Origin of the sequence: Gordonia aichiensis NBRC 108223, from assembly GCF_000332975.1 — a bacterium.
Lineage (GTDB): Bacteria > Actinomycetota > Actinomycetes > Mycobacteriales > Mycobacteriaceae > Gordonia > Gordonia aichiensis.
Genome location: NZ_BANR01000004.1, coordinates 26,063 through 48,018 on the forward strand (window position 1 = coordinate 26,063; position 21,956 = coordinate 48,018).

Genomic DNA, 21,956 nt, shown 5'->3' on the forward strand with positions numbered 1-21,956 from the left:
GCCATGAAGGAGTGCCCGTCGTGGGTGAGATTTCCGCCAGTCAGTCGATCGACATCGCCGCAAGTGCCGACCAGGTGATCGGAGTGCTCGCCGACTATGTCGACGCGCGTCCGGCGATCCTTCCCGAGCAGTACCGCGACTATCGCGTGATCAGTGGTGGTCAGGGCGACGGCACTGTCGTGCACTGGATTCTGCAGGCGACCTCCAAGCGTCAGCGCGACGTCAAGGCGACGGTCACCGTGGTCCCGGACACCATCACCGAACGTGACGAGAACTCGTCGATGGTGACGACATACAAGGTCACCCCTGCCGGTAGCGGGTCGAAGGTGACCACCACGACCACGTGGAACTCCAACGCCAGCGGCATCGGCGGATTCTTCGAAAAGACGTTTGCGCCGAAGGGTCTCGCAAGAATTCAGGCACAGCTGCTCGCGAATCTCAAGGCGCGGGTCGAGAAGTAGCCCAGCTCTGCGGACCGGCTCGCACGATGAGTCCGCAGGACGATCCCCGGACACCACGACGTCGCGGCCGCGCTCGGCCCTCACCGCTCCCTCCGCGCGACGGCGTCGACGCGACGCGCGTCGTGGTGCGCCATGGCGAGGAGCTGACCGTCGGGGAGTCGCTGCTGGCCAGCCCGTCGCTGGCCGACCTGACGCTCGACGACCTGCGGGGGCGGACTGCCGCCGGTGACGTCGTCGACGCAGACGGCAACCGCGCCGACCTCGATGCTCCTGCCCGCGCCAACACGTCGTACTACCTGTATCGGGATCTGCCCGACGAGATCGAGATCCCCATCGACCTTCCGATCCTGTACCGCGACGAGAACATCGTCGTCGTCGACAAACCACCGTTCCTCGCGACCATGCCGCGCGGGCGGCACGTCACCCAGACCGCGTTGGTGCGGCTGCGGCGTGAACTCGGCAACGACGCGCTCGCGCCCGCTCACCGGCTCGACCGGCTGACGTCCGGCGTGCTGTTGTTCACAGCCCGCCCGCAGGTCCGCGCGGCGTATCAGGATCTGTTCGCTGCGCGTCTGGCACGCAAGGAGTATCGCGCTATAGCGCCGCTCGACCTCGCTCTGCGAACCCCGGTCACGGTGACCAACCGGATCGAGAAAACCGCCGGTGATCTGCGCGCACTCGTCGTCGACGGCGAGGTCAACGCGGTCAGCGACGTCGAGCTCCTCGAGGCTGCCGGGTCTGGCCACGGCCTCTACAGACTGCGCCCGCACACCGGACGCACCCATCAACTGCGCCTGCATATGGCCCTGCTCGGTGTGCCCATCGTCGACGATCCGCTCTACCCCGACGTACGCCCCGACCTGGCCGAATTGCCTGATCGTGGCGACTTCACCCGGCCGCTGCGCCTACTCGCGCACAGCTTGGAGTTCGACGATCCGCTGACCGGTGAGCCGCGCAGATTCGTCAGCGGTAGACAGCCGGAACACGCGCCCATCCGGACTGAGTGAGCGAGCGCGTACACAATCATGACGTCAGCGGGGAGCCATCGAAATTATTGTCGCGGCCCCTCGCTCAGGTACGAGTTGTGTACGTAGCAGCGGCCGGACACGGGCTCGATCGGCCGCGAATGCACCGCTACCCTGAGATTTGTGACCATCCACGCCTCCTACGAGCGACATCCCGATCTCGGGTGCGAGGCCGTCGTCTTCATCGACGACGAATCGATGGGCTGCTTCCAGATTCAGCGCGACCTGGTTGTCGACGCCGAAGCGGGTGGCCGTGGAAGCTCTGGCGGTGGAAGCTCTGGTCGTGAAGGCTATTGCGTCACCACGGGAGCCAGCGCGCCCGTCTATGGCGGGGTGGTCGAGTGGCGTCGCGTCGACGACGATCGGATCGAATTCGCCCTAACCCCGAAGGCGGGCAGGCTGTTCGGCGACAACGTGCTCTCCTTCCAGTTCGCGCCGGTCGGTGACGAGAGCGTCGACGAGATCATCGAGCATGTCGAGCGACTGCTGCGGTGAGCGCACCGACTACCCTGGTTAACGTGACTCAACCTTTTGACCCCAGTTCCCTGTTCGGCGGCGGTGACGGCGGCGAGAATCCGATGGCGGGTTTGCTCGCCCAGGCGCAGCAGATGCAGGAGAAGCTGCTTGCGGCGCAGGAGGAGATCGCGGCAACCGAGCTCACCGGTTCGGCGGGCAACGGGCTTGTCACGGTGACGGGCAAGGGTACCGGCGAGGTCACCGCGGTGACCATCGATCCCAAGGTCGTCGACCCCGACGACGTCGACACCCTGCAGGATCTGGTCCTCGGGGCACTGTCGGACCTCGCGTCCAAGCGTGACGCGCTCACGAGCGACAAGATGGGTCCGCTGGCAGGCGGCCTCGGCGGCGGACTTCCGGGCCTCGGCTGAGGATTCATGTACGAGGGCCCCATCCAGGATCTGATCGACGAGCTGGCCAAGCAGCCAGGACTCGGTCCGAAGGGTGCGCAGCGCATCGCTTTCCATCTCCTCGCCGGCGAGAAGTCGGACATCGACCGCCTCATCGCGGCGCTCGGTCACGTCCGCGACGACGTCACGTTCTGTGCCGAATGCGGCAACGTCTCGGCCGAACGGCTGTGCCGCATCTGCGCCGACGCCCGTCGCGACGCCACCAAGATCTGCGTCGTGGAGGAGCCGAAGGACGTCCACGCGATCGAGCGGACCAAGGAGTTCCACGGCCGCTATCACGTGCTCGGCGGCGCGCTGGACCCGCTGTCGGGGATCGGGCCTGATCAGCTGCGTATTCGTGAGTTGCTCCGACGTCTGGCCAATCAGGAGGACGGCGTCGACGTCACCGAGGTGATCGTTGCCACCGATCCCAACACCGAGGGCGAGGCCACCGCGACCTACCTGCTGCGCATGCTCAAGGATTTCCCGGGGTTGTCGGTGACGCGCTTGGCTTCGGGTCTCCCGATGGGTGGCGACCTAGAGTTCGCCGACGAGCTCACGCTCGGCCGGGCACTGTCGGGGCGGCGAGTACTGGCCTGACGTGGCTCCTCTGCTACACATAGGGGCGTGAGAGCTTGCGAAGCGTTGGCACAGCGATCGTCCGGCTTCATGTCGCGCCTGCGGATATTCGGCGCCATCTGTGTGGCCGCGAGCCTCGGGTTAGGGCTGCTCGCGTCGGTCACCGCGCCACCTGCTGCCGCAGCGCCTCTCGTATGGGGCGCCTGCGACCCAATTCACGGGGCGTCGAAAGAAACCCAGTGCGCGACGATCCGGGTCCCCCGCGACTATGCGAATCCTGGCGGTCCGACCATAGCGATCACGGTGAGCAGATTGCCTGCGCGGGATCAGGCGAACAAGCGCGGTGTGCTGTTCGGTAATCCCGGCGGCCCTGGCGGCGATGCCATCGGCCTGTTCACCGCACTCGCGCCGCCCGCAGCGCTGCGTGACAACTGGGATCTGATCGCTGTACAGCCGCGTGGTCTGCTCGGTGCAACTCCCGTCGAATGTGGACTGGACACGTCGCTGGAGGCGGTGCTCAGTTACGGCAAGTCGATCCGAGATCGGTGTGAGAAACAGGCGCCCGGGTACACGAGAACGTTGACGACCGAGGCCACTGCGCGCGACATCGAAGAGACGCGAAAAGCTCTGGGCGTCAACAAGGTGAGCTTGTATGGGCTGTCCTACGGGACGTTCCTGATGAGTACATACGCGACACTGTTTCCGGACCGCACCGATCGCCTGGTCTTGGATTCGTCGATGAATCCGGATTGGGTCTGGAATGACGTCATTGCCGAGCAGACGCCGCATTACAAGGCTCGCGTGAACGCCATGATGGCGTGGATTGCACAGCACGACAACGTTTATCACCTCGGATCGACGCCGTTGGCGGTGTACACGAAATGGAGCGATCGCGTTACTCGTGAAGCGGGTGTCCCGCCGTCGCTCGCCGGACCGCCCGCGCAGGTGGGTGATGTACCACCCGGCATCAAGGCTTTCGCCCGGCAGTACATCGACGGCGTGAACCTGACGGCCAAGGCTCGGGCGCAGGCTGCCAATCTTATTGCCACGCTGCTTGTTCCGAACGGATTGCAGGCGAAATCGGTGTTGTATTCGTTGACCCGGCAGGCTGCCCCAGACCGCAATTCGTGGCCCTATGTGGCAGCGCTCACCGCTGGACTACGAAAGCCGCAGACACCCCCGAAAACTTACGAGAAGATCCTCGCCAACGGACAGAATCTTCAGTCGCTGATCCTCTGCAACGAGAACCAAGTTGCTCCCCAACCGGCGCTGACACCTGCGGCGCTCTACGCCAACCTCGTCGTCGCGGACCTGTTCAGCGGCGCCGGACTTCTCTACCAGTCCGGATTGGCCTGTGCGGGTGCACCTCCGGTGACGAGGCCGGTAAAGGTCGCCAACAAGGGTCTCGCCGTACAGCCTCTGCAGATCGACAGCGTCGACGACCCGCAGACGCCCTACGGCGGCGCGTTGGTCATGCAGCGCGCGATGCGCAGTCACCTGATCACCGTCGGCGGCGGAGACCACGGCCAGTTCGGTCGGAAGAACAAGCCGCTCGACGACGCGATCGTCGAATACCTGAGCACCGGGACTACTGGGCTGCGCAGCGCACCGCAGGCGCCCATCGTGACTCCTCTCCTGCCGCCGCAGGGCGCTCGGACCGCGGCGGGCGTACAGGGTTCATGGTCGTGAGTGCGTTGACTGCTGAGCTCGACGCCCAGCTCGACGAACTCGCGTCGGAAATGGTCTCGGGAATCGTTGCGATAGACGGACCGTCAGGGTCGGGAAAGACGACGGTGGCCGACGCCCTGGTCGAGAAACTGCGCGCCCGCAGCACAGGTGTGGTCTTGGTCCGCACCGACGATTTCGCCACCTGGGACGACCCGGTCGCGTGGTGGCCAGAGATGGAAACCGATGTGCTGCATGCTTTTACCCGGCGGCGCGATTATCGGTATCGTCCACGTGAGTGGGTCGACGGCGAGCCGAGGATCGGTAAGCGGGTCTGGTATCGCTGGGAGCCGCTGCTCATCATCGAAGGGGTGTCGGCGGCGCGACGTCGAATAGCCGACCGGCTGACATACTCGCTGTGGCTCGACGGCGGCGATCCCGACGAGCGACTCGATCGTGCGGTTGCGCGCGACGGCGAGGCATCCCGACGTCACCTGGAAAAGTGGCAGCAGTTCGAGCGCGGCTGGTTCGCCGTCGACCGGACGCGCGAGCGGTGTCGGGTGTTGGACTGAGGCGCGTAGCGTGAACCCATGGCCTATCGGAGCATCGCAGCCCTCGATGCCGCACTGATCGAGTGTCGGGCGTGTCCACGACTGGTGGCCTGGCGCGAACAGGTGGCGCGCGAGAAGCGCGCAGCATTTGCCGACCAAACCTACTGGGGTAGGCCGATTCCGGGATTCGGCCCGGCTGACGCGTCGATGCTCATTCTCGGCCTCGCCCCGGCAGCGCACGGCGCGAATCGCACAGGCCGCATGTTCACCGGCGACCAGAGTGGCGACGTGCTCTATCGCGCGCTCTACGACGTGGGGCTGGCCAACAGGCCGACCGCGGTCTCGATCGATGACGGCCTGGAACTGACCGGTGTGCGGATCACCGCGCCCGTGCATTGCGCGCCTCCGCAGAACAAGCCGACACCGGCCGAGCGCGACCGATGTGCGCATTGGCTTCACAACGAAATCGACCTGCTCGCACCGACTTTGCGCTCTGTCTTCGTGCTCGGCGCATTCGGGTGGCGGGCGGCGCTGACCGGATTCGCCGATCTCGGGTGGCAGGTGCCACGCCCAAGGCCGAAGTTCGGCCACGGCGCGCAGGCCGTGATTCGACGAGGGAACCGTGAACTGACACTCTTCGCGAGTTACCACGTGAGTCAACACAATACGTTCACCGGCAGGTTGACGCCCGCGATGCTGCGCGAGGTACTTCGCGCAGCGGGACACCACGCGGGGCTGCCGGTGGTCGACGGCGACTGACCTGGTGTGCCACTGAGGTCAGCCTTGGTTTCGCGCCGCGTTGACTTACGGATACGATCTGCCTGAACAACCGTGTCCGCGACGAAGCGGCGTGCTGCAGAACGGAAGTGACGGCCTCCATGAGCGACCTGATACGACGTGTCGCCGGGCGTGCCCCTGATTCGCAGTGTCGTTGCGGCCACCCCCGTGCGGCGCACGAGCACTTCCGGTCAGGCACCGACTGCGCTCTCTGCGGACCCGAGAAGTGCCCGCGATTCCGGCGGGCGTGGCTGTCTCGACCAGCAACGTAGGCTCGATCAGCGACGTCGGCCCGACGAGCCATTCAGCCCCGACGGCCCGCGGCGAGGCGTTCCCGCCGTAGCCGGTCCACCTCAGGCAACTCCAGCGGTGCCAACTCCTCGACGCCCATCGCACGCGCGAGGAGCAGGTCGGCGAGCTGCGGGTTACGCGCCAGTGCGGGTCCGTGCATGTAGGTGCCGATCACCGAACCCTGTACCACGCCCTCGGTGCCGTCACCGACCCCGTTGCCGACGCCGTGCGTGACCTTGGCGAGCGGAGCGGCGTCGGATCCCAGCGTGCTACCGCCGCGGTGGTTCTCGAATCCGGTGAGCTGGTCGGTCAGCCCGGCCATCACCGGTTGGGTGACGACCTCGCCGATGCTGCGGGTGGCCTGCGGTGACGTGGTCAGGTCGAACAGCGAGATGCCGTCGACACGTTCGCCCGCCGACGTCTCGTACCAGTGCCCGAGCACCTGGATCGCGGCGCAGATGGCCAGGACGGGCTTGCCAGCGGCGGCGGCACGCTGCAGACCCGGGTACCGCGTGAGGTGGCGGGTGGCGAGTCGCTGTGCATAGTCTTCGGCGCCGCCGAGCGTGTACACGTCGAGCGAGTCGGGCACCTCGTCGTCGAGGGTGATCTGCACGATCTCGGCGTCGATGCCGCGCATACGTGCTCGCTGCCGGAGGATCAGCGCGTTGCCGCCGTCGCCGTAGGTCCCCATGACGTCGGGCAGCACCAGGCCGATGCGCAGCGTCGAGGTGCTCATTGCTGTCCCTTCCGTGCACGCTCGGCGCGTTCGATCGCGACATTGAGATCGCGGAAGGCCGTGTAGTTGGCCAGCACTTCGACGCGGCCGGGCGGACATGACTCGATGGCCTTCATCGGGTCGGGAATTGTGGTGTGTTCGGCGCCCGCATAGAGCAGCCGTACCGAGAGATCTGCAGCGCGTTCGCCGGCAGCGACGACCTGCATCGTCTCGAACGCCTCGAACCGCACATCCCACAGCCATGAGAGGTCTTCTCCGTCGGGGACCTGCCCGTTGACGGCGATGACGAGCCCGTCGGCATCCTGGTCGATCATCGACAGCGCCTCCTGCCATCCCGCCGGGTTCTTGGCCAGGAGAGTGCGAACGGAGTGGCTGCCGACCTGATGAATGCCATAGCGCCCGGCCACCTCGCCGACGGTGCTGACAGCGGCGACAGCCTTGCCAGGGTCGGCGCCCATCGCGACCGCGGCTGCCACGGCCTGGGCGGCGTTGCCTCGGTTGGCACGTCCGGGCACGCTCAGCGTCATGGGTGCCTCGAATCCGTCGGGGCCATAGATCTTTTCATCGTCGACCCACCACTGCGGTGTCGGTCGACGGAAGTCGGGATCGCCGGTCGAATACCAGTCGACGCCGCTCTGGATCGACGGATCCGTGGGGTCGCCCGTGCTACGAGCGATCGGTTCGCCGGTGCGTGGACAACTCACCGAGTCGCCCACCCAACTCGCCCCGGCCGCCACCCAGACGACGTGTGGGGCGTCGAATGCGGCGGAGGTGACCAGAACGTCGTCGCAGTTGGCGATCACGACGGTCTCGGGATGGCGCGCGACGCCCTCGCGGAGTCGTCGTTCGATCATGTTGATCTCGCCGACGCGGTCGAGTTGGTCCCGCGACAGGTTGAGCATCACGACGACCTCGGGGTCGACGGCATCGCTCACGTGCGGCACGTGCAGTTCGTCGACCTCGAGCGCGGCGACCGGTGCCGAGCGTTGCAGACTCAGCGTCGCGATGATTCCCGCATCCATGTTGGCGCCGTCGGCCTGGGTGGCCACCTCGCCGAGTTCGGCGAGGGCAGCCGCGGTCATACGCGTGGTGGTTGATTTACCGTTCGTACCGGTGATGAGCGCGGTCCGCTTTCCCGCTGCGAGACGTCCCATGATGTTCGGGTCGATCTTCTCGGCGACCAATCCGCCGATCATCGATCCCTTGCCGCGCCCGGCGGCGCGCGACGCCCAGCGGGCTGCCGACGCAGCCGACAGGGCCAGCGACGTACGGAGAGGGACACGGGTGGTCGAACCACCCGGAGCGGGTATGCGGTCGGGCATGGGGAGAGTCTGTCACAGCAGCCACCACCTCGCCTCGACGCCCGGATCGGCAGTGACCCGCGTGCGGGTAGTCTCGCGGCCGTGAGTCGCGCCACCAATCCCAGCCTGTTCCTGCCGCTACGTCCCGTCCGGTCGCTGTTGCGGACGTTCGGCCACGTACCACCGCAGATGTTGCGCGCGGTGTCCCGATGGTGCCCGGTCAACGCCGACGGCGAGCACGTCAGTGTCGAGATGTTGGCAGCGGCGATGGTTACGGCGGTACTCCCCAACGCCGACATGGGCGGAGCGACCATCGGCAGCGCACGCGCCGGACTCGAGCGGGTCAGCGCGCTGGTTGCCGAGAAGCCGTCGGTACTCGCCGTCGAGGAGGATCTGGAGTTCGACGGCCCGGCGGGCCCGCTTCCGGTGACGCGCTATCGTGCGGGCGTCGACACCCGGGGATTGGTCCTGTTCTTCCACGGAGGAGGGTTCACCACCGGGAGCCGCGCGAGCCATGACGCCCTCGCGCGCAGGATCGCCGTCGACACCGGCGCCGACGTCGTCTCCGTCGAGTATCGACTCGCGCCGGAGAACCCGTTTCCCGCTGCCGTCGACGACGCTCTGGCGGCGTGGAGGGGTGTCGTCGACGCCGCGCCGGGATGGGGGGTATCGAGCGATCGGATCGTCGTGGCCGGGGACAGTGCGGGTGGCAATCTCGCGGCGGTCGTGTCCCAGCAGGTTCGTGGTGAGGAGGTCACGCCCGCGTTGCAGCTACTGCTGTATCCGAAGGTCGATTCCGTTAATGAGTACCCGTCGGTCCGCGAGTTCGCCAAGGGCTACTTCTTGACGGCCGAGCGCATCGATCAGTTCACGGGGGCTTACGTACCCGATCAGTCGCAGTTGGCCGATCCGCGTGTCTCTCCGCTACTGGCATCTGACCTCTCGGGTCTGCCGCCGGCGCACGTGGTGGTTGCCGGGTTCGATCCGCTGCGTGACGAGGGCATCGCCTACGCCGATGCGCTCGGCGCTGCCCGAGTGCCTGTCACGTTGCAGCGAGAGGGCGCACTGATCCACGGTTTCGCGAACATGGCCGGGTTCAGTCCGGTTGCGGATCAGGCGATCTCGCGGTTCACGAGCGTGGTGTCCGACACCCTGGCCTGACGTGACGTCGTACCTCAGTAAGGTGGTCGAGGGCTCGGGGTCCGAGCACACGGTGACGTTTGGGGGATGGCATGACGAGGTCGAAGTACGGGCGCGTGAGCGTGACGACGGGATGGGCGATGATTCCCGCGGTGGCCGCGGTGATCGTCGGACTCGCGGGATGTGGTGGCGGCAGTGATCCGGATTCGACGCAGTCGAGTCCGTCCGCGCCTGACACTGCGGCTGCGGCCCCGCTCCAGGGTGATCAGCTCTACCTGGCGGGGCTCAAGCAACTCAACGTGCAGTTCCCCAGTGACGCAGCGGCGGTCCGCGCGGGCAAGCAGGTCTGCACAAACCTGACTGCGGGCGACGGCCTTACCGATGCCATCGGCAAGGTGGGCAACGGCCTCGACGAGACCGAGTCCGGCAAGGTCGTCGGACTCGCGACGCAGACCTACTGCCCGGACCAGATCGGAAAACTCAGCGGCGTCACGCCGAGCAACTGAGTTCTAGAATCGGTAGTCGGCCGGAGGGATGGCCCCCGGCGGCACAGGTTCATCATTGTGTTGCGGCACAGCGGGATACTGGGGGGGCCGCGCGTCGGGCTGGCCCGTCGCCGGATATCCCTGCGGCGCGGGCGGCTGCTCCTGGTAGCCCGGTGGCGGCCCTTGATACCCCGGGGGTGGCCCCTGGAATCCGGGTGGCGGTCCCTGGTAGCCGGGTGGCGGCCCCTGTTGATACTCTGGCGGTGGCCCCTGGAACCCGGGGAATCCGGGACCGGGCTGTCCCGGATTGAACGAATCCGACACCGTCGCAGCGAGTTCCAGGAAAGCGTTTCGGGTATCGCGATTCATCTCATCGAGATCGATCTGTGCGCCGGATGCGAGATGGTCGTCGAACGGGATGATCTGAACCGCGCGTGTACGACCCAGGAAGTGCTGGGTCAGCATGTCCAGGTCGATGGGTGCGCTGCCCGGCTTCGACGCCGAGATCACCACCACGGCTTGCTGGACGAGTCGCTGGTAACCGTGAGCGTTGAGCCAATCAAGTGTGGCCGCAGCACTTTCGGCCCCATCGACTGCGGGTGACGTGACAAGGACGATGGCGGTTGCCGAACTCAGGACGCCTTCCATGGCCGAATGCATCAGTCCGGTTCCGCAGTCGGTCATGATGATGTTGTAGTAGTTCTCCAGGATTCCGATGACCTTGAGGTAGTCATCGGCGCTGAACGATTCGGACACAGCCGGATCACGTTCGGACGCAAGTACTTCCAGGTGGCTGGCGGACTGCGAGGTGTGGCGCCGCACGTCGGCGTACCGCGCGATGTTGGGATCATTGAGCAGCGAGCGGACCGTCGAGCCGGTTTGCTGCGGTACGCGGCGCCCGAGAGTGCCGAAGTCGGGATTTGCGTCGACCGCGATCACGTGGTCGCCGCGTAGCGATGCGAACGCCGACCCGAGTCCGACTGTGGTGGTGGTCTTTCCGACGCCACCCTTCAGCGAGAGTACGGCCAGACGGAAGTCGCCCGCGATCGGTCGGCGGATGCGCGCGATCATGTCGTCGAGTTGTTGCTGCGACTTGCTCTGACCCAGGTTGATCAGACCGCCCGACACCGTGCTGAGCGCTCGACGCCATCCGGCTCTGCGTGCGGAGAAAGGTATGGGCGGTGCGGAACGCGGGTATCCAGGTGCGGCCGGCCCCGGGTACCCCCCGGCGGGCTGTGACCCGGCGATCGGGTACTGGCCAGAAGGTGGTTGCGTGCCGAAGTGCCCCTGTGCCGGATAACCGGCCCGCGGGTTCACTGATCCGGGCGGGTACGGGGCTGCGAATCCCGACTGGTACGGGTCGGCGACGGAAGGGCCGGATGGTGGCTGCTGCGGTGTGGTGTACTGGCCGATGCCTGCAGGATGAGCACCTGGAGACTGCTGGATTCCCCCGGTCTTGCCCGTATACCAGTCACGCTCGGCAGGTGGTTGCGGCGTCGACTGTGGCTCTGGCGAGGATGATGGCCCGGCCACCGGAGGCTGCGGGGTTGTCCAGGGCGGCGCGAGCCGGTTGTCGACAACGGGTTGAGCGGTGTCCCCGGGCTGTTGTTCGGCCTTGTCACGGTTTCCGCCGATGCTGGGGTCGATCCGATGATCGGTGTTGTCGCTTGCCGGCAACGACGCCGGTTGCGAGTGTTCGGCATGCGACATCTCGTTCATCATCCCCTCGGGTGTCCGAAGACGTGCGTGTGCGGTTCGACCCACTGATAGTAGGGCGTCTCGCGTGGCGGGTCGCCGTGGTGTCGTCGCAGTCGGCTAGGACGCCAGCAGAACTATGCTCAGAATGCCGGCCACCAGCAGCGACCCGCCGACCATGATGGCGGCCCAGATGCCGATGACGAGTTTGAGCGTGCGTGCGGGGTGGTTCTCGGAGTGCAGGTGCCACCCGCGGAGGACGAGGTTGTCGTAGAAGTACTGCGAGAGGGGCCCAGTGGGTTGGATCTCCCACCTGCCGGTGGCGGGCTCTCGCACGATGGCTGTGGACAGTTGGGTTCCGTGCCCGGCGAGGATGACTGAGCGTGCGAAGCCGAAGTCGCCGACTCGGTTGTAGCCGCCCGCGAAGTCGTCCCCGACACCGGTGACGCGTTGGACGAGGCCGTCGAAATCGGAGATGGTGAACTGATGACTGTCGTCGTCGAAGGTGATGAGCGCACTTTCGTCGTTGACGCGGGCCGCGATCTCGTTGATGGCAAGCTGCTCGATGGTGACACCCGGTGTCCCGTGCTGAGTGCTGAGCAGTCGCTGGATGGCTGCCGATGAGTTCTCGGGTGTGTCCACGCGGGACATCGTATTGTCCCCGCGTCTCGGCGCGGTGCCGGAGCCCGAGGCGTGTGCCCGGCCAGCGATCGCCGGCGGCCGGAGCCACTACCGGTGACTGTGTAGATACAAGAAGGTGAGGATTGAACGAATGCGCAAGGGTGGAATGAAGGTCGGAGTCCTGACGGGATTCTGCGCTGTGGCGTGCGTATCGATGGTGGGGTGCTCCTCGTCGGACGATTCGTCGACGGCCGAGCCAACCACGACGGCCAGCGCGTCGCAGATCGGCACCACTGGTAGCTCATCTACTGCTCCGGAGGGAAACGTGGACGGTAAGTCGGGGATGAGCAAGCAGCTCCTCGCGCAGTCGGTGTCCGAAGAACTCACGAAGAGCACCGGGCGCACCCCAGATGAGGTCCGATGCGAGGGAATGCTGGTCGCCGAGCCGGGCGCAACGCAGACGTGTGCCCTGCGCGCCGGGAGCAGCTGGCTTCCGGTCAACGTGACAGCCACCAACGTGCAGGGCAACGGTGAGGTCGAGTTCACCGCGAGCGTCGGAAAGAGCCCGATCCCCGAGCCGGCGTACTGAATCGCCTTGGCGTCGCGCCGGTGTCAGTCGATGTCCGACACGCTGGCAGTGAGCTGGGCTCGTGGCAGTGGTGTGGCGCCTGGCTCGCTGGAGGCGCGAGACGGCGCAATGCGCGCGCGTGATCGAGGTGTCGCCAGCACACCGGCCGCGCACCCGGCAATGACGAGGGCGGCCCCACCGAGTTCGACGTAGGTGGGTTGCTCACCGAGGAAGAGCCACGCAGCGGTGATTCCGACGACCGGAACCAGCAGTGACATCGGCGCGACGCGGCTGGCCGGATAGCGCTGCATCAGCGATGTCCAGAGGCCCGACCCTGCGATGGTTCCGAGTAGCACCACATACGCGAGACCCCCCAGTGCTACGAGCCCCGATGCCGAACCAACGGTTGCAATCGAGTGCCAGCCCGCCGCGGGGCCCTCGACGGCCAGACTCAGCAGATACAACGGGATGGGCGGCACCACCGTCATCCACAAAGTCATACGCAGTGCGTCGCCCGAATTCGGTGGCAGTGCCAGTCGATTCCCGATGTTGCCGAACGCCCACGAGAGTCCGGCCAGGACGGTGAGCACGATCGGCACCACGACTCCGATGCCGAGCGTGCTGTGGCCCGCTCTGTCGACACCGATGAGCACGATTCCTGCGACTGCGATGACAATGCCGATGACTTGCACGGGAACGAGGCGCTCCCGCAGGAACACGACGCCGAGCAGCACCGTGAACGGTGCCGATGTCTGGAGCACGAGTGATGCCAGGCCGGTCGGCATGCCGATGTTCATCGCGAGAAAGAGAAACGCGAACTGCCCGACGCCGAACCCGAACGCGTACAACAGGAACCACTTGATCTGCATCCGGGGGAAACGGACGAACAGCACCACCGGAACCGCCATCACGGCGAAGCGGAGCGCGGCGAAGAAGAACGGCGGGAAGTGGTCGAGGCCGAGGCGGATCGCGATAAAGTTCAATCCCCACAACACCACGACAGTCAGTGCCAGCAAGCGATCACGCGTTGTCATGCATCTATCGTCAACGGCACATCCGTGAAGAACAATCGAAATTAACTGATATGAGCATGTAGCAGAGCTACATTGTCACGCTGACAGCGCCGGGGTTGCAGACGGAATCAGAAAAGCGTCGACGGCACCGAGGGTCGGTGCCGTCGACGATAACTGTGGTGCTGTCAGCGAGCGATGTGTCAGCGCCAGCCGAGCTCAGGAGCGACGTCGTTGAGAATCGACTCCATCACGTGAGCGTTGTAGTCGACGCCGAGCTGGTTCGGGATGGTCAACAGCAGCGTGTCGGCGGCGGCGATGGCCTCGTCCTCGCGCAGTTCCTCGATGAGCTTGTCGGGCTCGGCCGCGTAGCTGCGGCCGAACCTGGCGAGTCCGCCCTCGAGGTGGCCGACCTGGTCCTGATCGTCGCGATCATGTCCGAAGTAGGCGCGATCCATGTCGGTGGTCAGCGGGAAGATGCTGCGGCTCACCGAAACCCGTGGTTCTCGGTCATGTCCTGCCTTCTCCCACGCGTCACGGAAACGTTGGATCTGCTCGGCCTGCAACTTGTGGAACGGGATGCCCGTGTCCTCGGTCAGCAGCGTCGAACTCATGAGGTTCATGCCCTTCTCGGCAGTCCATTCGGCGGTGGCGCGACTACCGGCGCCCCACCAGATGCGGTCGCGAAGTCCCTCGGAGTACGGCTCGATGCGGAGCAATCCCGGCGGGTTGGGAAACATCGGCCGCGGGTTGGGCTGTGCGAACGCGGTTCCTTCGATCACCTTCAAGAACACGTCGGTGTGCGCACGCGCCATGTCGGCGTCGGTCTCACCTTCGGCGGGGACGTAGCCGAAGTACTTGTAGCCCTCGATCACCTGCTCGGGGGATCCCCGGCTGATGCCGAGTTGGAGTCGGCCGTCGGAGATGAGGTCGGCGGCGCCGGCGTCCTCCGCCATGTACATGGGGTTCTCGTAGCGCATGTCGATCACCCCGGTGCCGATCTCGATGCTGTTCGTTCGTGCGCCGACCGCCGCGAGCAGCGGGAACGGTGACCCGAGTTGGCGTGCGAAGTGGTGCACGCGGAAGTACGCACCGTCGGCGCCGAGCTCTTCGGCGGCCACGGCGAGGTCGATGGATTGATGCAAGACATCTGACGCCGTCTGGGCCTGCGAGCCAGGAGACGCCGACCAGTGCCCAAAGGACAGGAAGCCGATTTTCTTGGTCATGTGATATACAACCGGACTGCGGTCCGATTATTCCGTTGAGGGCAGGGTGGTCGACGCTCAGCGCACCGTTAAGTCATGAGTCGGTGATTGTCTCGGTCGTCGTAGCATCGCTTCATGGATGTCAAGCGCCTGCGGTTGCTGCGTGAGTTTGCCGACCGTGGTTCGGTGGGCGCGGTCGCTGACGCGATGCACATGACGCCGTCGGCGGTTTCGCAGCAGTTCAAGGTCCTGACCAAAGAAGCGGGTGTCGAACTGCTGGAGGCGGACGGCAGGCGGGTACGGCTGACCGCCGCGGGACAGGCGCTCGTCCTGCGCGCCGACGAGGTGATTGCCGCGGTTGAGCGTGCGCAGGAGGAAATGGCCACGTACCGCTCCGGTCGGTCGAGGGTGCGGCTCGCGATGTTCCCATCCGGTTCGACGCTGCTACTGCCCGCGGTCCTCGACCGTGCTGCCGCCACCGAGATCGAGGTCGATGCGTCGCACCTCGACGTCGGCTATCCGGACGCGCCACCCGCGCTGGCCGATTTCGACGTCGTGGTCACGCACCGTGACGAACGTACGGCCGCGGTGGCCTCGCCGCGGGTGCGCGTCACGGAACTCATGCGCGAGCCACTCGATGTCGTCGTCCCCCGTACGTCGTCTCTTGCACAGCGGGATTCGGTGTCGGTCGCGGAGTTGGCCGATCACGACTGGATCAGTGTCGAGGGAGGATTCCCGGTCGACGACGTACTGCTCTCGATCTCGGCGGTCACGGGCGTGGCTCCGCGGGTGACGCAACGGATGCTCGACTTCACCACCATCGAGGCTCTCGTCGCGGCGGGGCACGGCATTGCGTTGATGCCTCGGCACGCCTCGCGGCACCCCGGTGTGAAACCACTTGTTCTGGAGGGTGTTCGAGCGGCACGAGTCTATGAAGCGCTGACAAGACCTCGACCGCGTCGAGCGGTCGCGGCGGTGGTCGGTGCCCTGGCGGACGCGGCAGCCGACCTTGCGGAGTGAGCCTCCGGGGTCAGGCCGTGGTAGCCCGGCGCCGTCGAGGCATCGCTGCGAGCAGGACGCCGAGGGCTGCCAGTATCCCGACATAGGCGGTGATCCCGGCCCAGCCGAAGGCCGAGTAGGTAAGCCCGCCGAGCGCTCCGACTACCGAGCTGCCGAGGTAGTAGTGGAAGAGATACAGCGACGACGCCTCTGCGCGGTGCTCGGTCGCCCGCGCCGACACCCAACCGCTTGCCACGGAATGTGCGGCGAAGAACCCTGCGGTGAAAAAGAACAGCCCGATCACCACTGACCAGAGGTGGTCGGGAAGTGTGATCAGCAAGCCAACCAACATCATCGACGTCGAAGACACCAGTACGCGACGTCGTCCGAGGCGGTCGGCGAGGCGGCCACCCCAGGCCGATGACACGGTCCCGGCGAGGTACATCAGGAAGATCGCCGCGACGACGCCCGCGGGGAGTCCGAAAGGCGCACCGAGCAACCGGTATCCGACGAAGTTGTAGACGGTGACGAAACCGCCCATGAGCACGAGGCCAGTGCGAACAACGACACAAGTCCCGGATCACGCAGATGCCCAACGAGGTTGCGTCCTGTGGCGCGCAGCGAGACGGGCTGCGGAGTGAAGAACTGCGAACGAGGGACCATGCGCCAGAACGCGATGGCGAACACGAGCGAGACGATTGCCGCGACCTCCAGCGCCCACTGCCACGACACCACGTCGACTGCAAAGCCTGGAATGAGGCGCCCGACCAGTCCGCCGATCGTCGTGCCCGCCACATACTTACCCATCGCCCCACCGAGCGAGCCGCCGTCGACCTCCTCGGCGAGATACGCCATGGCCACCGCGGGTACTCCGGCACACAGCAGGCCCTGCAGCGCGCGACCGGCGAGAAGGAACTCCATCGACGGCGCCCACGGGAGCAGTAGTCCGATGACCGACGCCGCGACTGCGGACCCGACCATCAGCCGGACCCGGCCATACCGCTCCGACAGCGCACTCGCAGGGATGATCGCGACGGCAAGCAGGCCGGTCGTCAGGGAGACCGCGAGCGCCGAGGTCGTCGGGGACACGTGGAAGTGCGACGACAGCTGCGGTAGCAGCCCTTGGACGTAGTACAGGGCCATGAAGGTGGTCATGCCCGCCGCGAACAGCGACAGCGTCGCGCGTCGATAACCGGGGGAGCCGGGAACGTGTTTGACGGGCTCGGTGGCTGCGGAGCGGAGGGCGGTGGTTGTCACTGAATCCACTGTTGCCGATGCAGCAGCTATGTGGAAATGAATGTTTCAGCACTAACTAATTCATAAATGAATAGCGGCAGGTAGAGTGCTTTCTATGTATGACGATCTCCGCTGGTTCATCGCGATCGCCGAGACGCAGAACCTCACCGCGGCAGCCGATCGCGTGCATTCCTCGCAGCCGACGCTCTCGCGGTTCCTCGGCCGGCTCGAACGCGACCTCGGCGTCGCGCTCTTCGATCGTGATGGTCGACGACTCGTCCTCAACCGATTCGGCCGGGCCTACCTCGATCGCGCGCGGCGTGCGGCGTCGCAGTTGGAGGCCGGGCGACGCGAGCTCGACGACATGCGCGCCCCGGCACGCGGCGCCGTGCGGCTGGCGTTCCTGCACTCCTTCGGGCTCGGACTGGTGCCCGAACTCATCAGCGGCTTCCGTAGCGAGAATCCGGAAGCTCGATTCACGCTGACCCAGGATGCCGCGGCGACGGTCGTCGGGCACGTCGTCGACGGCGAGGCCGATCTCGCTGTCGTCGCGCCCCGGCCGATGCGGACCGATATGGCGTGGGCGCGCGTCGCGGAGCAGAAGCTTGCACTGGTTGTTCCGCGCGAGCACCGCTTCGCAGGACGTGATCAGATCGGCATCGTCGAGGCTGCCGACGAGGAGTTCGTCGTGATGCAGCACGGCTACGGCATGCGACGGATCTTCGACGAGATCTGTGCGGCAAACGATCTCACCCCGTCGATCGCGTTCGAGTCGTCGGAACTGGCGACGGTGTCCGGGCTTGTCGCCGCGGGCCTCGGCGTCGGGGTGGTTCCCGTCGAGGAGTCGGCGCGACACCCCGGCGTCGAGCTCATCCCGCTCGCAGGAGAATCGCGTGAGATCGGACTGACCTGGTTTCGTGGTCGACCACTGAGCGACGTATCGTCGCGGTTCCGTGACTTCGTCGTGGCGCTCGGTGCCGTCGAGGTGTGAAGTACAGTGTCACATCCGCTCGGCAACCCGGCGGGCGGCCAATTGCACTGCCTCCCAGACCGTCGCGAACGGCGGTGCATAGGCGAGATCCATCTCGGCGAGATCGTCGACGGTCATCTCGCCCCACAGCGCTGCCGCGATGGTGTCGATGCGCTTACCTGATTGCGCTCCGCCGACGATCTGCGCACCCAGGATGCGTCGAGTCGTGGCGTCTGCGGTGAGCAGCACGGTGATCGGTGTGGCCTCGGACATGTAGCCGCTTGCGGTGTCGCTGTGCGTGATGAGCGTGAGGGCGTCATGCCCGAATCGTGCGGCGACCTCGGTGTTCATGCCCGTGCGCGAGATCTCCAGATAGGTTGGGCCCGTCGAGAATCGGGTGATCGCCGTTGCCAGGACCCCGGCGAAGCGCTTGGTCTCGTCGCCGCCCAGATTGAAACCGCACACCCGCCCCTGCTTGTTGGCGTGTGTGCCCAGCGGCGCGAAGATCCGCTCGCCGGTCATCCTGTCGACCGACTCGCAACAATCGCCCGCTGCCCAAACACCGTCGGCAAGGCGTTGATGGTCGTCGGGAAGGTATCCGCCGTGGACTCCGATCGGTAATCCCGCAGCAGCACCCAGCGCCGTCGTCGATCGGACGCCCAGTGCCAGCACCACGACGTCGGCGTCGATCTTCTCCCCGGAAACCGTTGTGACAGAGCGAATCCGGCCGCTCGAGGATTCGGCGCTTGCGATGACTGTGTCGGTCAAGACCGTGACGCCTGCGGCTCGCATGCCGTCCTCGATGCGATCACTCATCTCCGGGTCGAGCTTGCTCATCACCCTGGTACGCGTGGCGAGGGTCGTGTCGAAGCCACGCTCGGCCAATGCTTCCGCCATTTCAACGCCGATATAACCGCCGCCGATCACCACTCCTCGACGACCTGAACCAGCGATCAGGTCGAGCCAATAGCGTGCGTCGTCAAGGGTTTTGGCCGGGTGGACGCCCTCGATCAACGCGCCGGTGCTGTCGCGAGCCCACGCGGGAATGATGGCCTGCGCGCCGGTGCACAACACGAGTTGGTCGTAGGAGATCTCGGACGATTCGTCGAACTCCGACGTCGCCGAGACGACCTTCCGCTGACGATCGATGGCGGTGACCGTCATCCCCATACGGAGATCGACGCCGAGCTCTCGGTGCTGCTGCGCGCTCCGTGCGATGAGGTCGGTGGCCGAATCGACGAGGCCGCCGACGAGGTAGGGGATACCGCAGGCCGAGTACGAGGTGTCCGACGTCTGCTCGAGCGCGACCACCTCGATGGCGCGGCCGGTCACCTCTGCTGTTCGAAGCGCCTGGTGAGCGGCGCTCATTCCGGCGGCGTCCGCCCCGACCACGACGATGCGTTCCACGTGCGTCACGCTACCCGCGCTGCGTCAGCCGACGCTCGTGGGAGGTCAGTGGTCGGTGCACACGGCCTTACCGACGACAATCCCGATCCCCGCAACCATGAGCGGCAGAGCGACGAGCACAGAGACCAGGAGAACTACTGTCTGCATACCTCCCATGCTCCGCTCGTTCGCGCACGACGTCGCGCTGACCAGGCCTAACGTAGCGAGCTTCACAAATGGTACGGGCGACGCATTCTCGGTGGGATCTCCGCGAATTCGTCGCGAATGACGGAATGGGCCGGAACCCGCGCGAGACGAGGATCGCCCGTTCGCACAAGGGGTTCCGGCCCATGCCGGGCACGGTCGACGGCGGGGGTTACCCACCGTCTCCGTGAGTTCATCGGTGAGAGAGGGAGGTTACGGTGCCCAGGTACGCGGCGCGGCGTCGGTTTCCTCGGGCGCGGGTGCGGTCACGCGGTAGGCGCGGTTGACCGCCGAGACCACGGCACGAAGGCTCGCGGTGGTGATCGACGACGCGACGCCGACACCCCACACGGTTTCGCCGTTGACCTCGGTCTCGACGTAGGCCGCAGCACTCGCGTCTCCACCGGCGGTCAGAGCGTGCTCGGCGTAGTCGAGCACGCGGACATCGAACCCGACGGTCGAGAGCGCGTCGACGAACGCGGCAAGCGGTCCGTTGCCGCTTCCCGAGATCTCCTTCTCGGCGCCGTCGACCTTCACCACGGCCGTGATGTGGTCGTCGCCGCCGTCGACCTCGGACGCGTCGACCTTCTGACGCATGCGCTCGAGCGGGCGAATCGGGTGCAGGTACTCGTCGGCGAAGACGTCCCACATCTCCTTGGGCGAGACCTCGCCGCCCTCGCCGTCAGTGATCTTCTGGATCTCGCGGCTGAACTCGATCTGCAGGCGTCGCGGCAGGTCCATGCCGTGGTCGGCCTTCATGATGTAGGCGACGCCACCCTTGCCCGACTGGCTGTTGACGCGAATGACGGCCTCGTAGTTGCGCCCGACGTCCTTGGGATCGATCGGCAGGTATGGCACCTGCCAGAGGATGTCGTCGACATCGGAGTCGGCGGCGTCGGCGTCGACCTTCATCGCGTCGAGGCCCTTGTTGATCGCATCCTGGTGGCTGCCCGAGAACGCGGTGTAGACCAGGTCGCCGCCGTAGGGGTGACGCTCGGGAACACCGAGCTGATTGCAGTACTCGACGGTGCGTCGGATCTCGTCGATGTCGGAGAACGAGATCTGCGGATCGACGCCGCGGCTGAACATGTTCATGCCCAGGGTGACCAGGCAGACGTTGCCGGTGCGCTCACCGTTGCCGAACAGGCATCCCTCGATGCGGTCGGCACCCGCCTGGTAGCCGAGTTCTGCTGCGGCAACAGCAGTTCCGCGATCGTTGTGCGGATGCAGGCTCAGGATGATCGAGTCGCGACGCTCGAGGTTGCGGCTCATCCACTCGATCGAGTCGGCGTAGACGTTGGGGGTGGCCATCTCGACGGTGGCCGGCAGGTTGATGATGAGTGGCTTTTCCGGTGTGGGAGCGATGATCTCGCTGACCGCGTCGCACACCTCCTTGGCGTAGCTCAACTCGGTGCCGGTGTAGGACTCCGGCGAGTACTCGTAGCGCCAATTGGTGTCGGGGTACTTCTGCTGCTCCTCGAGCACCCTGTGCGCTGCGTGCGTCGCGATCTCGGTGATCTTCGACTTGTCGGCACGGAACACCACGCGCCGCTGGAGTACCGACGTCGAATTGTAGAAGTGCACAATCACATTCGACGCCCCACGGCACGCCTCGAAGGTGCGCTCGATCAGTTCGTCGCGGCACTGGGTGAGTACCTGGATGGTGACATCGTCGGGAATGGCTCCGTCCTCGATGATCTCGCGGACGAAGTCGTAATCGGTCTGGCTCGCCGAGGGGAAGCCGACCTCGATCTCCTTGTAGCCCATGCGGACGAGCAGCTCGAACATCCGGCGCTTGCGGGCGGGGCTCATGGGATCGATCAGGGCCTGGTTACCGTCGCGCAGATCGACGGCACACCACATCGGTGCCGTGGTGATGACCTTGTCGGGCCAGGTGCGGTCGGGGATCGAGATCTTCTCCACCTCGTCGGCGAACTGCCGGTAGCGGTGGACGGGCATCGCGGAACTGCGTTGCGGGTTCCACGAGGGTTGTCCTGCGGGGATCGGGCCCGCCGGTTCTACGATGCGGCTTGCGCCCGAGGTGAAAGTGTCTGCTGGTGCCATGGTGGTCAATCTCCGAAGTAGGTCTCGAGTGGGGAGTGACCGGCGCGTGATGGGGCCCCGCGACGGAGGGCCGGTCGTCAGA

Annotated in this window: 21 protein-coding genes and 1 pseudogene; 13 read left to right on the forward strand and 9 right to left on the reverse strand. The window is 65.9% G+C overall.

All coding sequences use genetic code 11. The features are described from left to right. Positions 1–20: 20 nt before the first annotated feature. The 8 genes from GOACH_RS04745 (at position 21) to GOACH_RS04780 (ending at position 5,945) form a co-directional block, all read left to right on the forward strand. Positions 21–461, forward strand: a complete 441-nt coding sequence (locus GOACH_RS04745) for an SRPBCC family protein (protein WP_005171381.1) — start codon at positions 21–23, stop codon at positions 459–461. 26 nt (positions 462–487) lie between these two features. Beyond that, on the forward strand, positions 488–1,468 hold the full coding sequence (locus GOACH_RS04750; RefSeq protein ID WP_005171385.1) for a pseudouridine synthase: 981 nt from the start codon (positions 488–490) through the stop codon (positions 1,466–1,468). A 141-nt stretch (positions 1,469–1,609) separates the two neighbouring features. Next, positions 1,610–1,981, forward strand: a complete 372-nt coding sequence (locus GOACH_RS04755) for a hypothetical protein (protein ID WP_005171388.1) — start codon at positions 1,610–1,612, stop codon at positions 1,979–1,981. A 23-nt stretch (positions 1,982–2,004) separates the two neighbouring features. Then, positions 2,005–2,373, forward strand: coding sequence for a YbaB/EbfC family nucleoid-associated protein (locus GOACH_RS04760; RefSeq protein WP_040517776.1), 369 nt, complete (start codon positions 2,005–2,007; stop codon positions 2,371–2,373). Between the two features lie 6 nt (positions 2,374–2,379). Further along, the gene (recR, locus tag GOACH_RS04765; RefSeq protein ID WP_005171392.1) at positions 2,380–2,991 is read left to right on the forward strand and encodes a recombination mediator RecR; all 612 of its coding nucleotides are present in this window, start codon (positions 2,380–2,382) and stop codon (positions 2,989–2,991) included. Positions 2,992–3,060: 69 nt separating this feature from the next. Next, on the forward strand, positions 3,061–4,659 hold the full coding sequence (locus tag GOACH_RS04770) for an alpha/beta fold hydrolase (RefSeq protein WP_005171393.1): 1,599 nt from the start codon (positions 3,061–3,063) through the stop codon (positions 4,657–4,659). Next, entirely contained in the window at positions 4,650–5,207 is a 558-nt protein-coding gene (locus tag GOACH_RS04775; RefSeq protein ID WP_005171394.1) for a uridine kinase family protein, read from the forward strand. The genes GOACH_RS04770 and GOACH_RS04775 overlap by 10 nt, the downstream gene beginning before the upstream one ends. A gap of 18 nt (positions 5,208–5,225) precedes the next feature. Then, entirely contained in the window at positions 5,226–5,945 is a 720-nt protein-coding gene (locus GOACH_RS04780) for a uracil-DNA glycosylase (RefSeq protein ID WP_005171395.1), read from the forward strand. Positions 5,946–6,267: 322 nt separating this feature from the next. Here the strand turns inward: GOACH_RS04780 and GOACH_RS04785 are convergent, their stop codons facing one another. After that, the gene (locus tag GOACH_RS04785; RefSeq protein ID WP_040517777.1) at positions 6,268–6,990 is read right to left on the reverse strand and encodes a type 1 glutamine amidotransferase; all 723 of its coding nucleotides are present in this window, start codon (positions 6,988–6,990) and stop codon (positions 6,268–6,270) included. Beyond that, positions 6,987–8,312 (reverse strand): MurT ligase domain-containing protein, encoded by a 1,326-nt coding sequence (locus GOACH_RS04790; protein WP_005171400.1) that lies wholly within the window; start codon positions 8,310–8,312, stop codon positions 6,987–6,989. The genes GOACH_RS04785 and GOACH_RS04790 overlap by 4 nt, the downstream gene beginning before the upstream one ends. Before the next feature lie 81 nt (positions 8,313–8,393). On the opposite strand from GOACH_RS04790, the gene GOACH_RS04795 reads away from it, so the two are divergent. Both GOACH_RS04795 and GOACH_RS04800 read left to right on the forward strand, forming a co-directional pair. Beyond that, positions 8,394–9,452 (forward strand): alpha/beta hydrolase, encoded by a 1,059-nt coding sequence (locus GOACH_RS04795; protein WP_005171403.1) that lies wholly within the window; start codon positions 8,394–8,396, stop codon positions 9,450–9,452. Positions 9,453–9,523: 71 nt separating this feature from the next. Next, the gene (locus GOACH_RS04800; protein WP_157227550.1) at positions 9,524–9,937 is read left to right on the forward strand and encodes a DUF732 domain-containing protein; all 414 of its coding nucleotides are present in this window, start codon (positions 9,524–9,526) and stop codon (positions 9,935–9,937) included. A gap of 3 nt (positions 9,938–9,940) precedes the next feature. Here GOACH_RS04800 and GOACH_RS04805 read toward each other — a convergent pair whose 3' ends face one another. Together GOACH_RS04805 and GOACH_RS04810 are read right to left on the reverse strand one after the other, a co-directional pair. Next, a complete protein-coding gene (locus tag GOACH_RS04805) occupies positions 9,941–11,635 on the reverse strand; it encodes a MinD/ParA family ATP-binding protein (protein WP_005171408.1) in 1,695 nt (564 codons plus the stop codon). Between the two features lie 96 nt (positions 11,636–11,731). Further along, positions 11,732–12,262, reverse strand: coding sequence for a hypothetical protein (locus GOACH_RS04810; RefSeq protein WP_005171410.1), 531 nt, complete (start codon positions 12,260–12,262; stop codon positions 11,732–11,734). Positions 12,263–12,383: 121 nt separating this feature from the next. Between GOACH_RS04810 and GOACH_RS04815 the strand changes: the two genes are divergently transcribed. Next, positions 12,384–12,821: a DUF4333 domain-containing protein gene (locus GOACH_RS04815; protein ID WP_005171413.1), complete on the forward strand. Its 438-nt coding sequence runs from the start codon at positions 12,384–12,386 to the stop codon at positions 12,819–12,821. 23 nt (positions 12,822–12,844) lie between these two features. Here GOACH_RS04815 and GOACH_RS04820 read toward each other — a convergent pair whose 3' ends face one another. Then, a complete protein-coding gene (locus GOACH_RS04820) occupies positions 12,845–13,834 on the reverse strand; it encodes an EamA family transporter (protein WP_005171416.1) in 990 nt (329 codons plus the stop codon). 179 nt (positions 13,835–14,013) lie between these two features. After that, positions 14,014–15,036, reverse strand: coding sequence for an LLM class flavin-dependent oxidoreductase (locus GOACH_RS04825; RefSeq protein WP_005171418.1), 1,023 nt, complete (start codon positions 15,034–15,036; stop codon positions 14,014–14,016). 114 nt (positions 15,037–15,150) lie between these two features. On the opposite strand from GOACH_RS04825, the gene GOACH_RS04830 reads away from it, so the two are divergent. Next, complete coding sequence (locus GOACH_RS04830) at positions 15,151–16,035, forward strand: LysR family transcriptional regulator (protein WP_005171421.1); 885 nt, start codon at positions 15,151–15,153, stop codon at positions 16,033–16,035. 10 nt (positions 16,036–16,045) lie between these two features. On the opposite strand, the pseudogene GOACH_RS04835 reads toward GOACH_RS04830, so the two are convergent. Further along, positions 16,046–17,301, reverse strand: a pseudogene (locus tag GOACH_RS04835) (MFS transporter). Positions 17,302–17,365: 64 nt separating this feature from the next. Between GOACH_RS04835 and GOACH_RS04840 the strand changes: the two are divergent. After that, positions 17,366–18,241, forward strand: coding sequence for a LysR family transcriptional regulator (locus tag GOACH_RS04840; RefSeq protein WP_005171430.1), 876 nt, complete (start codon positions 17,366–17,368; stop codon positions 18,239–18,241). A 9-nt stretch (positions 18,242–18,250) separates the two neighbouring features. Here GOACH_RS04840 and GOACH_RS04845 read toward each other — a convergent pair whose 3' ends face one another. Next, entirely contained in the window at positions 18,251–19,627 is a 1,377-nt protein-coding gene (locus tag GOACH_RS04845) for an FAD-dependent oxidoreductase (protein WP_245551820.1), read from the reverse strand. Positions 19,628–20,023: 396 nt separating this feature from the next. After that, positions 20,024–21,874 (reverse strand): 2-isopropylmalate synthase, encoded by a 1,851-nt coding sequence (leuA, locus tag GOACH_RS04850; RefSeq protein WP_040517779.1) that lies wholly within the window; start codon positions 21,872–21,874, stop codon positions 20,024–20,026. Positions 21,875–21,956: the final 82 nt, after the last annotated feature.